A 20,662-nucleotide genomic window follows, 5' to 3' on the forward strand; every position below is an offset into this window, starting at 1 on the left:
GGCACGCGGCCGGGGCGTCAGACGGTCAGCCGGTCCGGGGCGCCCTTCGTGGGACCGGGGGAGAGCCGGGTGAAGTGTTCGGTGTTGATGATCTGAGCGCGGTCGTCTTCGGGGAGGCGGGCGAGGATGCCGGGCAGGGGCCGCTCGCGCGCGACCTCGCCGCGGTGCGCGAGGATCGCCCGCCACTTGACGTCGGCCCAGGGGGTGACGTCGACGCTGGTGGTCACGTACGAGTCCGGGAACGCGAGGACCTTCTTTCCCACCCCTTCGAGGAGTGGGCGGAGCGGGCCGATGCCGGACTCGGGGTGCGTGGCGGCGTACAGCGCGGCTGGCTGCCACGGAGGGCCCGCTTCGGGATGCAGGTGGGCAAGGCCAGCGGCTTCGACGGCGAGCAGGGCGATCTGATGGGTGCGTTCGTGGTCGGGGTGGCCGGTCAGCTGGCCGAGGGCGTCGTGGGTGACGACGATGTCGGGGCGGAAGTCGCGGATGTGCGCAACGAGCCGACCGATGACCTCGTCCAAGGGGGCGTCGACGAGCCGGGACCGGCCGGGCGCGGCCTCGGCATTGCGGGCGTCGCCGTAGCCGAGCAGGCGAGGGGCGCCGGCGCCCAGGACGGCCAGGGCGTCGGCGAGTTCGGGCGCCCGGCGGCTGTCGGGTTCCCAGGTGGCGGTGACGACCGCTGTGCGGGCGCCGGCGGCGTGGTGCTGCGCGAGCACACCACCGGCTAGAAGACTCTCATCGTCAGGGTGCGCGAACACCCCCAGCAGCGAGGGAAGGGACGGGTGGTTCATGGCGGAGGGGTCTCCTCGAGGCGGTGGATGGGAGGAGGTCAGATGATCGGCGGCCGCCCGGCCGCCGTAAGCCGGTAGACGGTGCGCCAACTCATCGGGCGCCGCGGCTGCGTGCGCCGCTTGGTCCAGCCTTCGCGCATGCCGCGCAGCGTCTCGCCCAGCCCGCCGCCGCACATGGCCCGGACCAGGGTGATCGCCGTCCACACGCTCAGGTAGAGGGGGAGGAGCGGGGCGGGGAGGTTGCGGTGGGCGATCCAGATGCGGTTGCGGGCGGCGAGCCGGTGGTACAGCGCGTGGCGGGCCGGGATGGTGAGCGGGTGGTGCATGCGGATCGACGCCGCGTACCAGCCGCTCCAGCCCGCCTCGTTCAGCCGCCAGGCCAAATCGAACCCCTCGTGATACAGGAACATCCGGCTTTCCCACCCGCCCACCGCGTCGAAGGCGTCGCGGCGGATCAGGACGACGCCCTCGGTCATCGACGTGACCCTCCCCGGCCGCCCCGGGGCCGAGGCGCGTAGCCGGGGGACCCAACAGCGTGGCGTTGTCGTATCGTCCGGGCCGGTCAGCCGGGGCTGCACCCAGGCGGCTTCGGGGTGCTGCTCGGCCTCGGCGACGAGCCGGGCGAGGACATCGGGGCGGGGGAAGGCCGCGTCGTTGTCGAGGAAGTACAGCCAGTCGGCCGGATCGTCCGCGTTGCGCAGCGCGTGGGCGCCGGCGTTGCGGCCGCCGGGGATACCGATGTTCTTGGGCAGGCACACGGTGAGCGCGCCGGCCGGGACGACCTCGGGTTTGCAGCCGTTGCCGACCACCACCCGGATGTCGACACCTTTCTGCGCCAGGAGCGTTGCCTGCGCGGCGGCTTCTTCGTCCGGCCGGTCGTTCAAGGTCAACACGACTACGTCCACGCGTGGGTTGGGCACAGGTTCCTCCAGGCCGTCGAGAGCCGTGCGGTGGTCAGGGCGTGGGGACGGGGACGCCGGTGAGGTGCTCGACCCGGTGGGCGATGAGGGGGGCGAGACGGGGGTGGACGCCCCGGGAGCAGGCCTGGAGGAGCTGTCCGAGGGCGACGAGTTCCCCGGCCCGGCCGGCTGGTGTGTCGAGGACGTCGGCGAATTCGTGCCGCACACGCGCGGCGACCGCCGGTACGGTCAGTGAGTAGGCGTGGAGCAGGCCTGGGTCGTAGCCGACCGGCATGTGGCCCCAACCCTCCCAATCGAAGATGATCAAGGTCGGGGCGGTGAGGTTGGCCCAGTGCAGGTCCGCGTGCCCGGTGGTGCACTCGCTGATCCGTGGCGGGTCGATGCCCAGGAAGCGGCGGAAGTTGCGGTCGATCCAGGATTGCCGCACGGCCTCGCGGTCGGTCGGCACTGCGGCGAGCGCGCGCGATGCGGCGCGCAGGTCTCGCCACCAGGCGTCCGGCAGCCCGGGATCGCGGTCGAGTACGGGGCTGCCTGCGACGACTGCCGGGGTGGTGACGAGTTCGGTGAGTTCGGCCCGGTACGCGTACGAGCCGCACGTCCAATCCAGGAGGTTGCGCAGCCGGGGGCGCGGCACCGATCGCGGTACGGCCGTGTCCGCGAGGGCGGTGCCCTCCCACAGTCGTCCACCGGCCCTCTCCGACGGAGCGGAGACGAGGCGCAGCCAGCTCGTGCCGGCGCGCCGTCCGAGCGTGCGGCCTTGCCACCCCCATACCTCCCGGCCCGACGGCGTGACCTGGAAGTCGTGGGCCGCTGTCGCGAACGCGCGGCGCATCCGCGCGACGTCCTCGGCGGCGTCCGGGGCGGTGAACACCAGCGTGGTCATGGACAGTTACCTCATCTCGCGTCAGTCTGATCAACGGCCTCGGGCAGGGGACTGTCACGGCTGGCTCTACGGGCCAGCCCTGAAGCGGTTGACCGCATCGCGTTCCTTCCTGCCGGGGTGCTGGTTCAGAACAGGGCACGTTGCTCCGCTTCAGGGGCTGCGTGCGGCCGCTGGTTGGGCTGCAATCCGGCGACCGCATCCAGTTCGAGGAGGGTGCTCCAGCGTCCGTCGGCGCATCCGTCGTCCAGCAGCCGGGCCAGCACCTGGGCGGTGACTCGGCATCCGGCATCGCGCGATGCCGTCCGGCCGGCTTGGGGATGCCGTAGTAGCCGAGCAGACCGTCCAGCCCGTAGGAGCCGAGCCTGGGCACCACTGCTTTGGCCAGCCGCAGGGTGTCCAGCAGCGGCGTCGCCGCGAGTACGGGACAGTGCTCTGCCTGCCGGCCGATGATCCCGGCCTCTGTGGAGGCGTGGTGGGCGATCAGCCGGTACGGCGGCGCGGTCAGGCGGGCGTCGAGTCGCGCCAGCACTTCGGCGGCCGGACGTGCCGTGGAGAGCATCTGCTGGGTGATGCCCTTGAGCTGGACGTCCCGCGCGGTCACGGGAACGTCGGCGGGCGGCCGCATCAGCTCCTCGAACCGGCCGACCTCCACCAACCTGTCGCCCACAGGGCGCAGTGCCAGCGCCGCGACCTCGATCGGCTCGGCAGGCCGTCCCGCCGGGGTGAGGCCTTCAAAATCGACCACCAAGAACGTCGTGACGGCGAAACGGGCATCGTTCACCAGCGCGTCCACGATGCCTCCTCCTGCCGGAACGCCCCGGGCTCCGAGCGGGCGATGCGGCTGTCGGGTGCGATTTTCGATATCTGGCACCAGGTGCTTCCTTCTGTTCACGGAGGTCAGGGCCGCAGGGCGTAGCAGCGCAGGACGTCGAGGTCGGCGGTCCGTACGCGGGACCAGCCGGTCGTCAGCAGTTCGGTGTCCAGGGGTGAGATCCCGAGCTTCTGGAGGGCCGGGTTGGTGGTCGTGCGGCGGCCGGCGATCTCGGTGACGACCCAGAAGACTCCGTCGGGCGCGAGAATGCGCCGGATCCGGTCGAGGAAGGCCGGCTTGTCGTCGATCCACCGGTAGACCAGGCGGCGGGTGATGAGGGAGTAGGCGGGGTGCGGCAGCGTACGCAGCGGGCAGGGAGCGGCCGTCCCGGTCCGGCGCTGACGCTGCCGTGCTCACCGTGCCGCCTCCTCGGCATGCCGGTCGAAGTCACCTACCGGCATCAGCGCCCGCCACTGCTCCAGCGGCATTGCCCGTACCTCGTCGTGCTCTTCGGGAGCGAGGACGATGTTCGCGAGCTGCTTGCCGGTGAGTTGCCCGCCGTCGAACACGAAGGTGACGGTCGACGACGGGAACTCGGGCCCGGGCAGGCTGAACACCGCCGCCAGCAGCCGTGGCGGCCCGGACATCACCAGCCCGGTCCCCTCGGCGGTCTCGCCGACCGCGGTCTGCCACGGCCGTTCGCCCGCCTCCGTCGTTCCACCGGGCCACTGCCAGGGGTGCTCGGGGCTGTAGATGCTGTGGAGGTGCACGGGCCGGTCGTGCTCGTCGGTGAAGAACACGCTGGCGGACACGACCGCCTTCGGCAGCGCCGCCACGTACTCCTCAGGCGAGAGCCATCCCTCGGTCATCGCGCGCCCCCGCCCCGGACCTGCGGGAGCTGGAGCTTCGTCATCCGCATGAGGGCCGGATCGCGCGCGAAGCCGAACTCCTCATACAGCGGCGCGGCCTCCTTGCTCGCATGCAGCTCGTAGAGCGTGACCCCCTCCCGCTCCAACGCTTCCAGCAGCGCGGACCCCGCCGCCCGGGCGAGGCCGCGCCGCCGGTGGGCGGGTTCGGTGGCCACGACGTGGATTCGGGCGGCCAGCCCCTTGGGGTACTTCGGGGCCGGCAGGACGGGGTGGACCAGTGCGAGCGCGCACGCGGCCAGCCCGCCGCCCGGCGCGTCGACGACGTAGGCACGCGCATCGCCCTCGGGTTGCAGCCGGTGTGCGAGCTGGTCGCGGCAGATGACGAGCCACTCCTCGTCGAGGGGTTCGTTCAGGACGAGCTGCGAGCGCAGCCGGGTGATCTCGGCGACGTCGTCCGCAGTGCCCAGGCGCGGAACGGGCCTTGTCCCCGTGCTCGGTACGTCCGAGCTGTGCATCATCGCGGGTCACCTCCGTCGATCGTGCGGGAAGCGTGCGCAGCGGCGCCGGCGCGGCAGCGCACAAGGGTGCGGCGCCCCCGTTCGACCAGCTCCGGGTCGCCTGTCTTGTTCCCGAAGGCGATGCCGGACACCGCGTCCAGGACCGTCTCCACCAGCAGGCGCGCCCCTTCCGGCTCCGTGAGACGCTGGCCGTACCCGGCGAAGAACGCTTCATAGAGGTCTTCCCGGCCGTCGAAGTAGTCGAGGAGACGGACCAGATCCCGCACGGTGGACTGTGGTTCGCTGCGCTCGAAGTCGATGACCCGCAGGGTGCCATCACCGGCCCGGAGCAGGTTGCGGAGCTGTAGATCGCCGTGGGTCACCACCGCTTCGACCGGCGGCAGCCGCACGGCACCTTTCACGACCGACCGCACGTACTCCTCGTCACCCGGCCTCAGATGCGGCCGCGCCCCGTCCAGGTGCCGTTCCAGCTTCGCGTACGGGACGGCCGGCGGTGTCCCGGGCGATGCCGGGGGCAGGGGGCTGGCGTGGATGCGGGCCGTGAGCTCCCCGATGGCCCGGAACATCTGCCGCTCTTCGTCCGGTGGCAGCACCATGCCGTGCAGCGGGCGGCCCTCGACGGCGGTCAGGACGACCGCCCGTAGCGTCGCGTCGGCCGCCACCAGCCGGGGACCGGCGCCCCCGAGCCCCGGCACCCAATCGCGCAGGGCCGCGGCCTCCCTGCCGTGGAAACGGTCGTTCTGGTGGATCTTGACGAACCACACCCCGCCCGAAGCGCCCTGCGCGCGCCACACCCGGCTGGCGGTCCGGGCCCAGGACACGTCCGTCCAGGCGGTGATCCGGCCGACCGCCTGCTCGGTGAACTCCCGCACCTCCCGCCCAGGACGCGGCTCACCACAGCCCGGGGCGGGCACGAGGCGGAGCCGGTCGACAGCCGGGTCGTGCCCGATCGTGTCGCCCGGCTCCTGGAAGTGCAACGCCACAGGAACACCGGCCCGATAGGCGTCCAGCCCCGCGCGGCAGTAGGCGACCATCGGTTCCGGCAGGGCGTCGAACGCGAACCAGTCCATGGCGTCGCACACCTTGGGCTCCCTGACGTCCGGCGTCCCGGACCAGCGGCGGACCTCGAAGAAGAATCCGACCCGCGCGCTCCCGGCCGGTGCCCGGTGGTGGACGGTGACCGCGGCACGTACGTCGTCCGGATCCACCACCAGGCCCGTCTCCTCGTACGTCTCGCGCACGAGCGCGGTGACGACGTCCTCGAAGGGACCGTCGACGTGGCCGGAGGGGCAATGCCAGTGCCCTGCGGCGTAGACGGTGCCGGCCCGCCGCGACAGCAGCATCTCCGGCCCCTTCTTCCCCTCGCGGACGGCGATCAAGTGCACGTCCACCGGCACCGTGTGCCGCTCGCCGCCGCTCACCGGGCACCTCCCGGCCGGCGGGTGAGCTGCGGCAGGACAGGCAGCAGGGCGGCCGGCATCTGTCCCGTCCCGGTGCCCAGATCGAGCAGAGCCGGACAGCGGACGCCGCGTACGGTGCCGACGAGCAGGTGGACGGCTTCGTCGGGGAGGCCGGGGCGGTGCCGACTGTAGGCATCCGCCGTGGCGTGGAACAGGCTCACAGGACGTTCTCCGTGTGGTGCTCGGTCGGGTAGGAGGCGGCGGGTTGGTGGGGTACCGGCGCGAGCGGAGGCAGGACCCACTTCAGGGCGCGCAGATCGGTGCCGGAGGCGACGTGCTGTGGCCCGCCGCCTTCCGGCACGGTCACCCGGTACCTGTGGGGCCGTCCGGCCAGGACCCAGCGGGCGTGCACGTCCTCCAGCTCGGCCCACACGTCCCGGGGCCCGTGGACGCGGACGGTCGCCTCGCCGGGCCCGGCGACAGCCCAGGAGTCCTCGTCGGGGGCGGCGATCGTCATCGTCTCGGCCTGGAAGTCGCGGACGAGCCCGGGCGCAAGGTATGCGGCCGCGAGCCAGAAGCCGTACGCGTCGTCCGGCGGCGGCGCGAGCCGAGTCGGTCGCGGTACGCCGGGGTCGGCCTTGATCCGGGGCCGCATCGTTACGGCGTTGAGCCACCGGTAGCCGAGCATGGGCCGGTATCCACTCGGCCGCCCGCGCAGCACTGCCTCGATCTCGCCGCCCCCGGTACGGGTGGCCAGGAGCTGTCCGGGCCAGCTCGGGGTGCGGGTGGTGAGCGTCGTCAGCAGCCGCCCGCCGGGCGCGAGCTGCTCCACCCACGCCGGTGGGACGCAGGGCACGCCGATGCCGGAGTGGATCCGGTCGAACGCTCCTCCCGCCGGGTGCCCGTCGAGAGCATCGCCCTCCACGACCGTCGCGCCCAGACCGAGCCGGTCGAGGTTGTGCTGGGCGAAGGCGGCCATGTGGCCGTCCCGTTCGACGCCGACGGAGAGACGGGGGCCGGTGACGGCGGCGGCGAGCGCGAGAGAGACCCCCGGACCCGGGCCGAGCTCCAGGTACCGCTGCCCAGGACACAGTTGCAGCGTCTGAAGAGCTTCGACGGTGGCCTGGCCGTAGGTCGACATCGACGTCATGTTCCCGCCGGTCACCGGCCCGCGTACGAGCGCGTCGAGCTGCTCCCCGTCGCGCTGCAGCAGGACCGACTCACCGCTGTGGACCAGGTCGAGCCATTCCTCCCGATCGTCCGGGTGCGCGCCGTCGAGCAGGCGCCACGCGATCGGCTCGACGCCCGGATCACTCACCCGTACGTACGCGTGCGGAAGCAGCACCTCCCGCGGCACCGACAGCAGCGCCTCACGCAGCCGGACATCGGTCAGCACATCGTCGGCCTCGAGACGCTCCACCATCGCGGCACGGCGGGCACCTGTCGTGGTGGACAGGTCAGCAGACACGACGGTCCTCATCCTGACGCGGTGGATAGCAGGGCGCCGGCGCAACGGGCATGACGGTCAGGCAGCGGGCCCCAGACGCCTGCAGCAGGCGGCCCCGCGCGCCCCGCGAAGGGCCAGCGCAGGCGGCTCCGACCGCCGCGAAGCCGCTCAACGCTCCCACCCCAGCTCGCTGTAGGAGCGGCCGGCCCGGATGCCCTCGATCGCGACACGGGTGTAGGGGACGATCGGCTCCGGCAGGTCCTTCGCGTCCCACCACACCCAGGCGAGGCACCGGTCGGGTTCGCGTACCTCGGGGGTGCCCTCCCAGTGGCGGGGGCGGAAGAAGAGCTGAACTCTCGGCCGGGCTCCGGGCCGGTCAACCGTGTGCACCGTGTGGACGAGCTCGAGGTCGGCCGGATCGATGACCAGCCCGGCCTCCTCGAACGCCTCGCGGGCAAGACCGGCGGTCGCCGCCTCCGCCTCCAGGTGTCCGGCGAGGGCGTGCCACGTCCTTCCCGCGTACGCCGAGTCCGGATGCCGCAGCCCCAGCAGAACCTTGCCCTCGTGCTCCAGGTGGAGGTGGACGCCGACCACGTGCAGCACGGTCCCCGCCGGGGCCTCGCCAGGCAGAGGACGAGCAACGGCCGGAGGCTCTTCCACGGCGGGGTGTTCGGCCGCGTGGCGGCGGATCAGGTCTCCGAGTCCGGGGCTGAGCCGGAGCCGGTCGAGGGTGTCAACGGTGAACCACTTCAGCAGGACACCCTCGCGGAGATCCACCGCGTCCGGATCCCCGTTCCAGCAGCCCATGTAGACCATGATGGGCACCGCCAGGCCGTCGACGCTGGCGGCCTCCTCCACGGCGTACGGCGTCAGGCCGGCCGGTTCCAGGCCGGGCACCTCTTCGGCGAGCTCCCGGCGCAGGGTAGCTTCCAGACAGGAGTCGCCTGGTTCACGTCCACCACCGAGGAGGGCGAACGTCCACGGCTCCCAGATGCCGTCCCGGTCATCGCGCAGATGGAGCAGGTACCGGCCGGCCTTGTCGTGGATCAAGGCGCTGGCGTTGACGGGCTCCGGCTGTCCGTCGAGGCCCTCCGCCTCGGCGTCCAGGAGCTTGACCCGCAGCGTAGGGGAGCGCACATCGGCGAACGGGAGCCACTGCGCGCCGGCAACTTCCTTATCCTGCAATGCCAGCATCGGCGGCTGCGCGGCCGCGAGGTAGAAGACGAAGCGGAAATCGAAGTGCTGGTGGGCGGGCTCGCCTTTGGCCGGACTGGGGCCGATGTCGTGGAGGTCCACGTCGATCGGCGCGTCGAGGAACTGTGGCGTCAGGCAGAGGTCACCGGGACGGATACCGGCCTCTTCGAACACTTCTCGCACGGCCGCGGCAAGGAGCGTACGGTCGCCCACCTCCACATGACCGCCCGGGGTGAGGAGCAGCCCGGTCGCGCGGTGGCGGATGTGCAGCACGCGGCGATCGCGGTTGATGACCACCGCACTGCAGGTGACGTGCGCGGGCAGCGTGGCGCGGCTGGACGGCTCGCCGGCACCGTCGAGGACGGCTAGCAGCCTGTTCAGTGCCTCGCGTTCCCCGGCATGCCGGGCGAGATAGGTCTCGGCGGTCGCGCGGATGTGGGAGCGGGAGGGCGGCACGTGATCACCTCGGGAAGTGCGGGGCAGGACGTGGGTGTGGTGTAGGGGGAGCGGCATGCATCGCGGCGTACTGGACGGGTTCGGGTCCGTTCTCACGGGCCTGCTCCCGGCGAGCGGTCGTGCCGCAGATCCCCCGGTGCCGCGGGTTTGGGCGCAGCCAGATGCGCGGCTGGTGGCCGGGCGCTGGGGGAGGGCGAGGGGTCAGTGGAGGAGGTCATGGAGCACCTCCTCGGCTTCCGTCAGGCGGTCGCGCAGCTCGGCCGTAGCCGCATGCCGGTTGCGGCCGTACGCCTCAAGTTCCGGGGTGAGCGCGGCCGGGTCGTCGACGACCTCGGACAGGGGATACACCGAGCACGCCAGGTATCCGGCGGCGATCCGGGGCACGGCGAGGAGCTCGTCGGCCGGCAGCACCGGGTTGGCTGCCCGGTAGGCGGCGATCGCGTCGGCCAGGCCGGTGGGCCAGTCCGGCTCTGCCAGGACCGTGCGCGGGTCGAGGGGGATCCGCCCAAGTTCCCAGGCGGGGCTGCGGTGACCGGGCGGCCGGAAGTCGATCAATGCCGCCACCCGCTGCCCGCGCAGGAGGAGATTGGGCGAGGCCAGATCGCCGTGAACGGTCTGCACGGTCAAGGACGCTGGCAGCTCTTTGACCATGGCCGCCACGGCCGGCAGTGCGTCGAGCCGCTGCGCGGCGGTCCCCTGCGCCCAAGCGGGAAACCCCGAGACGGGCGGCTTCTTGGCGAAGCGGGCGAGCAGCCGTCCAAGGCGCTGCCGGGCCCCCTTCACATCGCAGACCTCCCAGGCAGGCACACGGCGCGGAGGCCCGGCCGGGTGCCGGGCCAGGGCCCGGTGAAGGCGTCCGACCGTCTCGCCCACCGCGGCCCACCGGTCGCCGGACAGGCCGCCCTCCGCTGTCTCCGCGTTCTCGACGAACGCCGCGACCGACACCGCCATCCCGCCGGCGGCCGCGATGAGGTCACCGTCCAGGGTCTGCCGCACCACCGGCACCGGCAGACCGCCGAGCCGCGCGAACTGGCAGAGCTTCAGCGCCTGGCGCTCCGCGTCCCGATCGGTGCCCGCCGGGTAGGCCTTCACGAACCACCGTCCACCGTCGCTGTCCCGGGCCACGTAGTTACGGGTCGCGGTCCCCGCAGGACCCTCGTCGACCGCGGTCGGGATGATCCGGTAGAACAGCGGCAGGATCCCCGCCACAGCCATCACGTCCGACTCGGCTCCGCTCATCGCCGCACCCCCGACCGGCAGTCCACGTCGGCCAGCAGCTGGCGCAGTGCTCGGGCATCCGATTGCAGCTGCTCCTCGTCCTGGCGCCCGAGATCGAGCGCCTCGAAGGGCAGCGGCCCGCCCGCCGGGTCCCTGCCGGCTTCGCGGCGTGGAACGCAGTGCCAGTGGGCGTGCGGGATCTGGTTCCCCAGCAGCAGGTAGTTCATCTTCAGCGGCTCGTAGAGCGCCTCCACCGCTCGGCCCAGGGCGACGACGTCGCGCCAGAACGCGGCCGCCTCCCCTTCGTCCAGCTCGGTGGGCTCGGCCACATGACGGCCGGTATAGATCATCACGGCGTACCCGCGGACATGACCGCTACGCCACAGGTAGGCGTTGCTGACCTCCCCACGCCGGACAAGAAGGCCCCAGCCGATGTCGTCGGCGGCGAAGTCGTTCGCGCACATCGGGCAGTTGGTACCCCGTCGGTGGCTGGTGAAGTGCTCCGGCCAGGCGCCGGCCGGCGCGGACGCGGGACGGGGGTGTACGTGGTCGGGCATCACGCCGCCTCCCCGGCCTCGGCGCGGTAGCCGTCAGCCTGGAGGGTGAACATGGCCGCGTACTCGCCACCAAGGCCCATCAGCTCCTGGTGGGTGCCACTCTCGGTGATGCGGCCGCCGTCGAAGACGAAAATGCGGTCGCAGGCGACGACGCTCGCCAGACGGTGCGAGATCAAAACCGTGATCTGATCGGGGCGCGGGTTGTCCCGCAGCACCGCCTCATACACGGCGTGCTCGGCCCGGGGGTCCATGCTGGCGGTCGGCTCGTCCAGCAGCAGGACGGGAGCGTTCTTGTACAGGCCGCGGGCGACGGCGACCTTCGCCCACTGGCCGGCGGACAGTTCCTGACCGCCACGGAACCGCTTGGACAGCAGCGCCTCCCACCGGCCGGGCAGTCCGGCGATGACCTGCTCGGCGCCGGAGGCCCGCGCGGCGTCCAGGGCCCGCTGCGGGTCGGCCTCGGTGAGGGTGCCCCGGGAGACCGTCAGGTTGGCCAGCGCGCTGAACGGGAACCGGACCGGGTCCTGGAGCACGCACCCCACCCGGGCCTGCAGCGATTCGGCGTCCATGTCGAGCACGTTCACGCCGTCCCAGCGGACCGTGCCTCCGTCCTGGGGTTCGTACAGTCCTGCGAGGAGCCGTGCGCAGGTGGACTTGCCGGAGCCGTTGACGCCGACGAACGCCACCGTCTGACCGGCGTGCAGCGTCATGGAGATGCCGTTGAGCGCCGGGGTGTCCTTGCCCGGGTAGGTGAAGGACACGTCGTCCAGGGTGATGGTCTTCACTGCCTCGGGGGCGGGCGCCCCGCTGCGGCGCGGCTGGAGGGTGCGACAGCGCTCCTGGAAGGCCAGCAGGTCGTCCACCCACATGGCGTGCTCGTAGACCAGGTGGGAGACGTCGACGAGCCGGGTCAGCGAGGACTGGGCGGCCTGGATGGCGAGGACCGCGCCCGCGCCCGCGGCCAGGGGCAGCCAGCCCGCGATCAGCATGGCGCCGAGCGCCGTGTAGGTGATGCCGGTGCCGATCCCGCCGACGGCCCGGCCCGCCAGGTTCAGCCCGGCCGAGCTCACGCCCAGGCGGGTGTCCTCCTCGGCGATCCGAGTCGTCAGCCGGCGGTGCTCCTCCAACAGCGCACCTTGGGCGGTATCGGAGCGGAGCTCGGCGGCGGCGTCCCGCTCCAGCAGCAGCCAGGAGAAGACCCGCACCCTGCGCTGCAGGGTGTTCCACCGCTTGAAGGAGTGGAAGCGGGCGCGGGCGGTGCGTACGGCGGCCGCGCCGACCGGCAGCACGGACAGCAGGAGCAGAGGCAGCAACGCCGGATGGAGGACGCCCAAGACGCCGGCGGTGCCCACGAGCCCGAGCAGCGCGGCGGCCAGGGAGACGACCTGGCCGACGATCTGCCGGGCGTAGAACAAGCCGCGGTCGTTGGCCCGATAGGCCTCGTCGTGCCAGTCCGCGTCGTCGACGACCTCCAGCCGCACATGGGCGGTCAGGGTGAGAAAATCGCACTCCAGCGCGGTGCGGATCTTCGGTGTCACCCTGGCCTGCGCGACGGCGACGCCCGCCTCAAGGAGCGCCCGGGCGCCCAGTAAGCCGATCACGACGAGGAGTTGGGGGATGGCCGCCCGCACCCGGTCCGGCGTGGGCCCTTCAGCGAACAGCTCCCGCAGTACCGCTACCGAGGCCATCAGCCCGAACGCCGTCATCGCGGCCGACGCCAGCTGCAGGACCACGACCGCGAGGGTCGCGGTCCGGTCCGCCGCCCAGGCCAGCCGGCCGATCTGGCGCACGATCCGCGGAAGACGCGCGAGGATCTGCCCCACCGTGGCCTTGGACGCGGCGCCGTCGTACACGGACCAGTACGTCTCCTCCAGGCCGTCGGCGATGTCCCCCTCGTGCGGCCCGGCCGGCACGGCGGCGGGCGGCAGCGGAAGTTCGGCGCCGCGCGGGGCGGGGACCGCGCTCTGTCGGATGCCGTCTGCATCACTGATGTCGTTCATGCCCCCCACCTCGTATCCGGTCGTGCTGCGCTGCGAAGAGCGTCAACCCGGCGTCGGGGCCGCGCCAGGTGCGGGACGGCAAGCTGGAGATGTTCGAATGCGGCGGGAGGATTCACGAGGGCGGGCACAGGATTCACGGGGTCCTCCAGATGGGTGCGCGAGGGGTACTGGTGCTCTAACAACGGCCCCCGGATGGACCCGTAACGGGCAGGACCGGGGCAGATCATGGACAAAAGTTCTATTGAGGGGTAGGTGGCGCTTCAGTGCGGCTCGACGGGCGCGGGGAGACACTCGAACGCTTCGTGTCACCCGTTCGTGGACTTGCCCTGCGGTCGTGAGGGCATGGCTGGGGAGGCAGCGGCACCGGGCGCGGCTGCCCTTGACCGGGGTCGGGGGAGTCAGGGCGTGGGGTTCTCCAAGGCCTCGTTCCAGGCGTCGATGCCGTCCGGGTCGAGAAGTGGAGCGACGGGGGCGTTGAGGTACTCGTGCTCGACGAAGTACAGGCATGCGGTTCCGGCGCGGCCGGGGAAGAGCTGGTTCAGGCGTCGGGTGACGGCTTCCGGTGCCGCGTCGTCGGCGTCGAGGAGCCGGCGGGCGAGGATCTTGCGGTTCCATACGTCGATGCCGAAGGCGGCCGGGTCCCGGGAGGCGTGCGAGGCGATCACCGCGGCGGTGTAGGGGCCCACGCCCTTGATCTGCTGCACGGCCTCGCCGAGGTCGTCGGCCGCTTGGAGGTCTTCAGTGGTGTGCTCGCGGAAGAACGCGGCGTAGTGGGGCAGGCTTTTGGCACGGAAGCCGAGCCGGTCCTGCTCCTTGAGCGTCTCCGGGGCGACGCGGGCGATCTCGGTGGGGGTGAACCAGGCGCGCAGGGTGATCCCGTCGAAGTGGACGAGGCGGCCGTGGTGGACGAGGAGGTTGCGGGACATCTGGGTGGTGCGGTGGATGGTGACGTTCTGCAGCAGCGCGATCACGGCGATCTCGAAGTAGTCCTCGGGGCAGGACTGCCGCATGCCGGACAGATCACGCAGGACGTCGCGCATCTGTGGTACGCCTGCCGCAAGTTCGGTGAACTCGGCGAGGTTCTCGTCCAGGCCGTAGGACGTGGTGAGCCGGCGGGTGAGGTGCTCGCGGTGGGCGGGCTTGTAGTCGCCGTCGGTGTAGACGTCGGCGATCACGGTGCGGCCCTTGGCGCGCAGCCGAACGCCGGCTACGAGGTCGTCGACGCGGAAGGTGCGCCAGCTGCGGGTTTCGGTGTGGGCTTCGAGGCCGGTGAGGTAGTGGGAGGGTTTCCAGAAGGTGTGCAGGGCGTTGAACGGGCCGTCGCCGGTGACGGGCAGTTCGAGGGTGTCGGTGTGGTCGAGGCGGGTGGGGCGCACGTCATGCTCCTGGGTGGCGGCCGTGGGTGCTTCGGAGGCGGGAGTCGTCGTGGGGGAGGCCGTCCGGCGGGACCGGGCCTGTGGGGACGGCGCGGTCGTAGACGGCGAGGGTGCTGCGTAACTGGGCGACGACGGCGGTGCGCAGTTCGGCCGGTTCGGTGATCTCGACGTCGGGTCCGTAGCTGGTGACCAGGGGGATGAGCCATTCCCAGCGGTCGACGAACAGGACGATCGTCAGCGAGCCGTCGTCGTGTTCGTGTACTCGGGAAGTGGATTTCAGGCTCAGGCGCAGCAGTTCTTCCCGGGCCGCGGGGGCCACGCGCAGGGTGACGCGGACGTCGCCTTTCCCGTAGTCCTCCATGGTCTGCTGCCACCACTCGCGGACGGAGAAGTCCTCGGGGTAGGCGAAGGTGAGGTCGGTGGGCTGGAGCCGGTCGACCAGGTTGAGACGGAAGCGGGCCGGGGCGCCGGTGGGGTGGGCGGCGACCATGTGCCACTCGCCGGCTTTCCAGACCGCTCCGTAGGGCTTGAGCAGGCCGGTCTTGTGCTGGCCGTCCTTGGTGCGCCAGGTGGCCTCCAGCGCGGTCGCGGTGAGCATGGCGGTGCGCAGGACGGGCAGGTGGCCGGATCCTTCGTCGCGCCAGTACCAGTCGGCGGTGTCGAAGTGGATGCGCTGGGCGAGCCGGCGGATGACGTCCTGGACGCTGTCGCTGACGCCTGCGGTGCGGGCGCGTTCTTCCGCGCTTGCGCTCTGGTCGGGAGTGTCGAGGAAGCCGAGGACGTACAGCCGCAGGGCGTGGTCGGAGTCGATGGTGAGCGGGTCGAGGGCGCTCTCGGGTGCGAGGCGGTAGCCGCCGACCTTGCCGGGGTGGCCTGGATGGGGATGCCGTGGGCGGTGAGAGCGGTGATGTCGCGGTAGATGGTGCGTTCGGAGACGCCGAAGCGGCTGGCGAGGTCCCGTGCGGGCACGGTGGTGCGGCTGCGGAGCACGTGGACGATGCTCAGTTGGCGCGCCCGGGCCGGGTCGACCATCAGCGCAGCGCTCCGAGCGGGTAGACCTGACCGGTGACGTAGGACCAGTGCGCGGCGGTGGCGAGCTCGACGCAGGCCGCGGCGACTTCCTCCAGGGTCAGGGGCCGGCCCCAGGGCAGTTGCGCGAAGTACTCGTCGGGATCGGTGACACCCTTGAGGGCCATGACGTGCGCGGCGAGGGGGGAGTCGATGAGCGAGGGGGCGATCAGGTTGACCCGGACGCCGTGCTGGTGCTCTTCCTTGGCCAGGGTAGTGACGAGGGCTTCGAGGGCCGCCTTCGCCGCGCTGTAGGGGCCGTTGTTCGCGCGGGCGGCCTGCCCGGCGTCGGAGCCGACTGCCAGGACAGCGGTGCTGTCGCGGCGGGCGCGGTCGGCCACCGCGTGCCAGGTGCTCACCAGGCTGAGGACGTTGGCCGCGTGGACCGCTGCGAACTCGCTGAGGGACGTCTCGCCAACCGGGCGCTTGCTGGAGGGCGCTCCGACGCAGGCGAACACCGCGTGCAGCCGGCCCGGCTGGGCGGCGACGGCCTCGCGCAGCGCCCCGGTGGAGGTGTCGTCGGCGGTGTCGAACCGCACCCAGGTGATGTGCCCCACGGGAGGGGCGGGCTCGGGCGGCCGGGTGCGGTAAGTGGAGATGACGCGCCAGCCGTCATTTGTCAGGCGGCTGCGGATCGCGGTGCCCAGCGCCCCGCTGCCGCCGGTGACAACGGCCAGCGGGGCACTGGAGGACGGGTGAGACGTCACCGGGCCGTGGCCTCCGGCTGTGCGGGGGCGTCGGGGTGGTCGGTGTCGAACATCTCGGCGAAGCGCATCTGCTCGTCGGGGATGCCGAAGAGGGATCCCACGGCCTGGGCGTGGGCGATGGCCGCCGCATCGCCGCGCCGGATGGCGACCACGGTGTGCGGGAACGCGACCAGCATGCGCTCGCCGTCGAGCAGGTGCGCGTAGAACAGCCGCGGCTTGAGGACGGCGGCCAGTTCCAGCGCCAGCGCCGGCGCGCGGTCGGCCGGCACGGTGAGCTCGATGATCTCGATGGGGGTCTGCTCGTCCAGCAGATGCGCGTAGCGGCGGTCCTCCAGGCCGGAGAACGCCGCGGGGAGCGCTCCGCCGGTGAGGCTTTCGGTGATCACCACCGCGCGCAGGGTGGGCTTGGGCACGTCGGGTCCTCTTGGGCTAGTGGTAGGGGAAGGTCAGGGTGTCGAAGACGGTCCGGCCGGTGCACAGTGCCAGCAGCCGTTCGATGCCCAGGCCGAAGGTGAAGACGTCCGCCGGGTCGTAGTCGATGTCGGCGAAGAAGTCGACCGGTCCTTCGTCGGCCGGCACGCCGTGCATCTGGGTGCGCAAGGCGATGTTGGTCTTCACCATCGGCCGGTAGTCGTCGGCGGTCCGCAGCTTCACCCCGCCGTCGCAGAGCTCCACGCCGGCCGCTATCAGGGAGAACCGCTGGGCCCGCCCATGGGCGTCGACGCGGGAGTTGTGCCGCAGCTCGGAGGGGAAGCCGTACAGCGCGACGGGGGTGGTGACGGCGGCTTCCACGGCGTGCTTGACGAACTCCTCCATCACCGCCCAGCGCGAGTCACTGGCCGGCAGGCCGTGGTCCTTGAGCCAGGCCTGCGCGGCCGCGACGAGCTCGGCCCCCTCGGGGCGCGGCTGAGGCCGAGCGCCTCGGCGAGCGCGTCGTCGACCGCGCGGCGGGGGATGACGGAGAAGTCGATCCCGCCCGGAGTCTGCAGCGACGCGAACGCGGCCTGGACGGTGTGCTGGACCAGCTCGGTCACCAGCCTGAGCCGTCGTCCAGGCAGATGTCCCGGGCGGCGGTCTGCAGCATGGTGAACTCGATCGCGTGGGTCTCGTCCGCCTGCTCGGCCCGGATGGCCTTGCTCAGGTCGTACACGCGGGCCACGCTCATCACCAGGCGACGCAGGTGCTCCTCCGCCGAGTGCTTGAGGTGGTACGTGTCGCCGGTGAGCGGGTGGCTGGTGGAGAACTGCGGGATCGGTGCGCTCTCCCGGGCCGCGCACAGGACGGGGGCGGCCACCTCCGTGTATCCGGTCTCGTGCAGCCACGCGCGCATGGCGCGCATCAGGTCCGCCTTCGTCAGCAGCAGGTCCCTCTCGGCGGGGTACTGCTTGAGCAGGGTCCCGTACAGGCGCCGTTGGTCCGGGGCGATCGTCACCCCTCCTCACCTCCCTGCGCGGTCCACGGCGAGGTGATGGTCAGGCCACGGGCGGCGTCGGAGTCCAGTAGAGCTTCCGCGCCGACGGGCAGGGTGTGCTTGAGCGGGGTGTGCCCGAAGGGCAGTCCGAAGGCGACGGGGAAGTCGTACTCGGCGCACAGGTCCATGACCATCTCGTGCGCTGACACGCCGCCGGAGGGCTCGCAGCTCACCAGCTCGCCGACGACCATGCCGGCGATCTGGTCGAGGACACCGCGGTCGCGGAAGTGCGTCAGGGCCTGGTCCAGCTGCTCGACCGGTTTGAAGGCGTCCTCCCACGCCAGCACGGCGCCGTTCCAGTCCGGCTCCCACACCGTGCCCAGCAGGCAGCGCAGGGAGGACAGGCAGCCCGCGACCAGATGCCCCCGAGCGGTGCCGGTGCGCGCCCAGGTCAGCGGGGCGTCGATGCGCGCGGACGCGGCGTCGCCGGCCAGGACCGCGGCGAAGTGGTCTCCCGTCGCGGCGGGCGGCTCCTCCGCGCCGAAGTCCCACAGCACGGCGGGGCCGTGGAAGGTGATCAGGCCGGTGCGGGCGGTGATCGCGTTCAGCAGCAGACTCGGGTCACTCACCCCCACGATCGGCTTGGGGTGCTCGGCGATCAGCTCGTAGTCGAGGCCGCGCAGCAGCCGGTTGGCGGTCTTGCCGCCACCTGCGCGCACCACGGCGTCGATGCCGGGGTCGGCGATGAAGGCGTGGAAGTCGTCCACGAGCTGCGTCTCACTGCCGGCGCGGTAGCCGTCCCGGTTGGCGGCGTGCGGGGCGATGACGGGCTCGTAGCCGCGGCTGCGTAGACGGTCCAGGCCCCGGTCGAAGACGTCGGGGTGGGCGGCCGGTTCGGGAGCGGAGACGGCGACGATGCCGACGCGGCCGCCCTTGGTGAGGGGCGCGGGCAGGAGACGGGCAGGCAAAGTGCTCTCCTACTGAGGTTTTCGTGGTGGGGTCGGTGGTGTGAGGTTCAGGCCGGTGGCGGTGAGGCGGCCGTCGATCAGGTGTGGCCGGAGCTGGATCCTGCGTAACTGCCGGCGGAGGAGCCGGTCGAGGTCGTCGGGTGTGTCGGAGGCGGTGTTGGCCATGGTCCGGCGTACCAGTGACCAGACGGCCTCGACGGGGTTCAGGTCGGGTGCATACGGTGGGAGGCGGACGGTTGTGAGCCAGTCGTGCTCGGACTCGTAGCGTTTCAGCCCGACCGCCAGGTGAGTGTTGAGATTGTCCCAGACCACCACGATCGGGCCGCCGAGCTGGATGTGTGCGCGGACGAGCAGGTCGCGGTAGTCCTGCCAGGAGAAGCTCTTGCGGGCGCCTTTGAGGAGGAGGTGGTTGCGGGGCCGGTGGATGAGACGGCTTTGCACGCCCGGTTTGTAGCAGCACAGGGCGGCGACCGAGGTCCTGCGGCGGGAGCGGCCTCTCACTCGGATGACGGGGGTGTGTCCGCGCCGGCCCCAGGTGCGGGCGCGAGGCGGCGTCATGGAGAATCCGGACTCGTCCTCGAAGACGATCCGGGCCCCGTGGGCCGCCGCGAGGCTTTTACCCTCGGCCACACCTCCTTCTTCCACAGTTCGACGGCGTGCTCGTCGCGTTCCAGTGCTCTGCGGGCAGGCGCCTGCCATGACCAGCCATGCCGTTTCAGCAGCCGCCACACCGTCGCCACCGACAAGCTCAGCCTCAGATACCGGCGGATCACCGTCTGGACCCGGGCCAAAGTCCAACGCTCATCGTCGAAGCCGTGCGTTGACGGGCCCTTGCCGAGTTCCTCCTCGAGCACGGCGAACTGCGCATCGGTGACGGTCGGAGAATTGGCTGGGCCCGCAGAACGCAAGGCCTCCATGCCGCCCTCGCGCCAGGCACGCGCCAGCGTTCCACCGACCGGACACTCACCCGCAGGTCCTTCGCGATCACCGCGGTCTTCTCGCCCGCCGCGAACCTCTCACCGGCCCGGAACCGGATCTTCTCCCGAAATGCCCGACGCTCAGCGGTCAGGCCCCCACCCTCCGGATAACGCACACCACCGGCATATCGCAGGGATCATGAACCGTCACCACCCGACCCCACCACGAAAACCTCAGTAGGAGCACCTGTGACGCATGTGACTCAGTTCTGGGGGGCGGTGCAGATAACCCGCGCCGAGGTGCTGAAGGCCGAAGCCGTCGTCGCCCCGGAGCAGGGGGCGAACTGCCGGCTGAGCGGGGGAGCCTGGTTCTCGGCGTATGACGACTGCTTCATCCAGGAACCGGGCGGTGTGGACATCGGCCGCCTGGTCCCGCTCGCCGAGGCCTGGGACTCCGGCGCCTCCGACTGGAGCGCGAAGGAACGTGAGGCCTACGCCAACGACCTCGGTGACGAGCGCGCGCTGATCGCGGTGTCGGCTGCCTCGAACCGGTCCAGGGCCGACCAGGACCCGTCCACGTGGCTTCCGTCGGCTGCCGGCTATCGCTGCCAGTACGTCACCGGCTGGGTGGCCACAATGATGCGCTGGGGCCCTGAGCGTCGACACCCACGGGCAGGCCGTGATCACCGGGGTCCTTGGCCGCTGTCCGAACGTACCCGTCACCATCACACCGGCCCGCTGATCCCTCGCCCGGACCAGGTGCCCAGTGGAGCGCCACCGCCAGGAGGCAGGGGAAGAGTCGCGGTCTGTTCGGCCGTCGCTGACCCTGCCCGCTTGGTGGATTGGGTTCCCGGCCGGGGCGCGCTGGCCGGAGGCCGCCTTGCCCGCTGCCAGCGCCGGCCACTGAGGGGCCGGCGCAGCTGACGCGGGCGCGGGTCCGTGTTCAGCGCGCCTTCTTTGAGGCAACGGCGCGGGCCGACACCGGGTCAGCATTCCTCCGGCTGCCTGCCGTCCGCTGCCCTGGAGCCGGCCTCCGAGTGACCCTGGCCCGCCGCGGCCACAGGTTCGCGTCTGGCATCGCCCCGTGCCGTCGCCGGCTCCGGGTGCTCCCATGCCTCGGGCAGCAGCAGCACGGCCAGGTTCGCCGCTGC

At 71.7% G+C, this 20,662-nt stretch carries 21 protein-coding genes and 3 pseudogenes; 2 read left to right on the plus strand and 22 right to left on the minus strand.

Annotated features, from left to right (window positions below; translation table 11 throughout):
* Nucleotides 1-17: 17 nt before the first annotated feature.
* From IE273_RS39975 to IE273_RS40045, 15 genes and pseudogenes are all read right to left on the minus strand, one after another.
* Nucleotides 18-791, minus strand: a complete 774-nt coding sequence (locus IE273_RS39975) for a PIG-L deacetylase family protein (RefSeq protein WP_189820011.1) — start codon at nucleotides 789-791, stop codon at nucleotides 18-20.
* A 38-nt stretch (nucleotides 792-829) separates the two neighbouring features.
* Nucleotides 830-1,684, minus strand: coding sequence for a glycosyltransferase family 2 protein (locus IE273_RS39980; RefSeq protein ID WP_229888061.1), 855 nt, complete (start codon nucleotides 1,682-1,684; stop codon nucleotides 830-832).
* Nucleotides 1,685-1,745: 61 nt separating this feature from the next.
* On the minus strand, nucleotides 1,746-2,594 hold the full coding sequence (locus tag IE273_RS39985) for a hypothetical protein (protein WP_189820012.1): 849 nt from the start codon (nucleotides 2,592-2,594) through the stop codon (nucleotides 1,746-1,748).
* A gap of 334 nt (nucleotides 2,595-2,928) precedes the next feature.
* Nucleotides 2,929-3,822 (minus strand): annotated as a pseudogene (locus IE273_RS45020) (3'-5' exonuclease); the annotation flags it as partial.
* Nucleotides 3,819-4,274: an NUDIX domain-containing protein gene (locus IE273_RS39995; protein ID WP_189820013.1), complete on the minus strand. Its 456-nt coding sequence runs from the start codon at nucleotides 4,272-4,274 to the stop codon at nucleotides 3,819-3,821. The pseudogene IE273_RS45020 and the gene IE273_RS39995, both read right to left, overlap by 4 nt.
* Entirely contained in the window at nucleotides 4,271-4,792 is a 522-nt protein-coding gene (locus IE273_RS40000; RefSeq protein WP_189820014.1) for a GNAT family N-acetyltransferase, read from the minus strand. Before IE273_RS40000 ends, IE273_RS39995 begins: the two co-directional genes overlap by 4 nt.
* Nucleotides 4,789-6,213 (minus strand): phosphotransferase, encoded by a 1,425-nt coding sequence (locus tag IE273_RS40005; protein ID WP_189820015.1) that lies wholly within the window; start codon nucleotides 6,211-6,213, stop codon nucleotides 4,789-4,791. Before IE273_RS40005 ends, IE273_RS40000 begins: the two co-directional genes overlap by 4 nt.
* Nucleotides 6,210-6,413 carry a hypothetical protein gene (locus IE273_RS40010; RefSeq protein ID WP_189820016.1) on the minus strand — a complete coding sequence of 68 codons (204 nt, stop codon included), beginning with the start codon at nucleotides 6,411-6,413 and terminating at the stop codon, nucleotides 6,210-6,212. Before IE273_RS40010 ends, IE273_RS40005 begins: the two co-directional genes overlap by 4 nt.
* A complete protein-coding gene (locus IE273_RS40015) occupies nucleotides 6,410-7,660 on the minus strand; it encodes a protein-L-isoaspartate O-methyltransferase family protein (RefSeq protein WP_229888062.1) in 1,251 nt (416 codons plus the stop codon). The genes IE273_RS40010 and IE273_RS40015 overlap by 4 nt, the downstream gene beginning before the upstream one ends.
* Nucleotides 7,661-7,807: 147 nt before the next feature.
* Nucleotides 7,808-9,289, minus strand: a complete 1,482-nt coding sequence (locus IE273_RS40020) for an NUDIX domain-containing protein (RefSeq protein WP_189820017.1) — start codon at nucleotides 9,287-9,289, stop codon at nucleotides 7,808-7,810.
* Between the two features lie 201 nt (nucleotides 9,290-9,490).
* A complete protein-coding gene (locus IE273_RS40025) occupies nucleotides 9,491-10,528 on the minus strand; it encodes a phosphotransferase enzyme family protein (RefSeq protein WP_189820018.1) in 1,038 nt (345 codons plus the stop codon).
* Nucleotides 10,525-11,064, minus strand: a complete 540-nt coding sequence (locus IE273_RS40030; protein ID WP_229888063.1) for an HIT family protein — start codon at nucleotides 11,062-11,064, stop codon at nucleotides 10,525-10,527. The genes IE273_RS40025 and IE273_RS40030 overlap by 4 nt, the downstream gene beginning before the upstream one ends.
* Nucleotides 11,064-13,064 (minus strand): ABC transporter ATP-binding protein, encoded by a 2,001-nt coding sequence (locus IE273_RS40035; RefSeq protein ID WP_189820019.1) that lies wholly within the window; start codon nucleotides 13,062-13,064, stop codon nucleotides 11,064-11,066. The genes IE273_RS40030 and IE273_RS40035 overlap by 1 nt, the downstream gene beginning before the upstream one ends.
* A gap of 398 nt (nucleotides 13,065-13,462) precedes the next feature.
* Complete coding sequence (locus IE273_RS40040) at nucleotides 13,463-14,440, minus strand: DNA glycosylase family protein (RefSeq protein ID WP_189820020.1); 978 nt, start codon at nucleotides 14,438-14,440, stop codon at nucleotides 13,463-13,465.
* 1 nt (nucleotide 14,441) lies between these two features.
* Nucleotides 14,442-15,038 (minus strand): WYL domain-containing protein, encoded by a 597-nt coding sequence (locus tag IE273_RS40045; RefSeq protein ID WP_189820021.1) that lies wholly within the window; start codon nucleotides 15,036-15,038, stop codon nucleotides 14,442-14,444.
* Nucleotides 15,039-15,059: 21 nt separating this feature from the next.
* Between IE273_RS40045 and IE273_RS40050 the strand changes: the two genes are divergently transcribed.
* Nucleotides 15,060-15,359, plus strand: coding sequence for a hypothetical protein (locus IE273_RS40050; RefSeq protein WP_189820022.1), 300 nt, complete (start codon nucleotides 15,060-15,062; stop codon nucleotides 15,357-15,359).
* 2 nt (nucleotides 15,360-15,361) lie between these two features.
* Here IE273_RS40050 and IE273_RS45415 read toward each other — a convergent pair.
* From IE273_RS45415 to IE273_RS45500, 7 genes and pseudogenes are all read right to left on the minus strand, one after another.
* A pseudogene (locus IE273_RS45415) lies at nucleotides 15,362-15,472 on the minus strand (HTH domain-containing protein); the annotation flags it as partial.
* A complete protein-coding gene (locus IE273_RS40060) occupies nucleotides 15,472-16,215 on the minus strand; it encodes an SDR family NAD(P)-dependent oxidoreductase (protein ID WP_189820023.1) in 744 nt (247 codons plus the stop codon). The gene IE273_RS40060 and the pseudogene IE273_RS45415, both read right to left, overlap by 1 nt.
* A complete protein-coding gene (locus IE273_RS40065) occupies nucleotides 16,212-16,628 on the minus strand; it encodes a hypothetical protein (RefSeq protein ID WP_189820024.1) in 417 nt (138 codons plus the stop codon). The genes IE273_RS40060 and IE273_RS40065 overlap by 4 nt, the downstream gene beginning before the upstream one ends.
* Nucleotides 16,629-16,644: 16 nt before the next feature.
* Nucleotides 16,645-17,031: a hypothetical protein gene (locus IE273_RS40070; RefSeq protein WP_189820025.1), complete on the minus strand. Its 387-nt coding sequence runs from the start codon at nucleotides 17,029-17,031 to the stop codon at nucleotides 16,645-16,647.
* Between the two features lie 214 nt (nucleotides 17,032-17,245).
* A complete protein-coding gene (locus IE273_RS40075; protein ID WP_189820026.1) occupies nucleotides 17,246-17,647 on the minus strand; it encodes an amino acid--tRNA ligase-related protein in 402 nt (133 codons plus the stop codon).
* A complete protein-coding gene (locus IE273_RS40080; protein WP_189820027.1) occupies nucleotides 17,644-18,594 on the minus strand; it encodes a S66 peptidase family protein in 951 nt (316 codons plus the stop codon). Before IE273_RS40080 ends, IE273_RS40075 begins: the two co-directional genes overlap by 4 nt.
* A gap of 9 nt (nucleotides 18,595-18,603) precedes the next feature.
* A pseudogene (locus IE273_RS45500) lies at nucleotides 18,604-19,687 on the minus strand (IS630 family transposase).
* 235 nt (nucleotides 19,688-19,922) lie between these two features.
* Between IE273_RS45500 and IE273_RS45425 the strand changes: the two are divergent.
* Nucleotides 19,923-20,435: an HNH endonuclease family protein gene (locus tag IE273_RS45425; protein ID WP_373309488.1), complete on the plus strand. Its 513-nt coding sequence runs from the start codon at nucleotides 19,923-19,925 to the stop codon at nucleotides 20,433-20,435.
* Nucleotides 20,436-20,662 lie beyond the last annotated feature (227 nt).

The organism is Streptomyces olivaceoviridis (assembly GCF_014650115.1).
GTDB classification, from domain to species: domain Bacteria; phylum Actinomycetota; class Actinomycetes; order Streptomycetales; family Streptomycetaceae; genus Streptomyces; species Streptomyces olivaceoviridis.

Excerpts from the sequence above, each read along its gene's own strand:
- IE273_RS39975 (WP_189820011.1), bottom strand. The coding sequence starts at position 791 with ATGAACCACCCGTCCCTTCCCTCGCTGCTGGGGGTGTTCGCGCACCCT.
- IE273_RS39985 (WP_189820012.1), bottom strand. The coding sequence starts at position 2,594 with ATGACCACGCTGGTGTTCACCGCCCCGGACGCCGCCGAGGACGTCGCG.
- IE273_RS39995 (WP_189820013.1), bottom strand. The coding sequence starts at position 4,274 with ATGACCGAGGGATGGCTCTCGCCTGAGGAGTACGTGGCGGCGCTGCCG.
- IE273_RS40000 (WP_189820014.1), bottom strand. The coding sequence starts at position 4,792 with ATGATGCACAGCTCGGACGTACCGAGCACGGGGACAAGGCCCGTTCCG.
- IE273_RS40025 (WP_189820018.1), bottom strand. The coding sequence starts at position 10,528 with ATGAGCGGAGCCGAGTCGGACGTGATGGCTGTGGCGGGGATCCTGCCG.
- IE273_RS40030 (WP_229888063.1), bottom strand. The coding sequence starts at position 11,064 with ATGCCCGACCACGTACACCCCCGTCCCGCGTCCGCGCCGGCCGGCGCC.
- IE273_RS40035 (WP_189820019.1), bottom strand. The coding sequence starts at position 13,064 with ATGAACGACATCAGTGATGCAGACGGCATCCGACAGAGCGCGGTCCCC.
- IE273_RS40045 (WP_189820021.1), bottom strand. The coding sequence starts at position 15,038 with ATGCTCACCGCGACCGCGCTGGAGGCCACCTGGCGCACCAAGGACGGC.
- IE273_RS40070 (WP_189820025.1), bottom strand. The coding sequence starts at position 17,031 with ATGGAGGAGTTCGTCAAGCACGCCGTGGAAGCCGCCGTCACCACCCCC.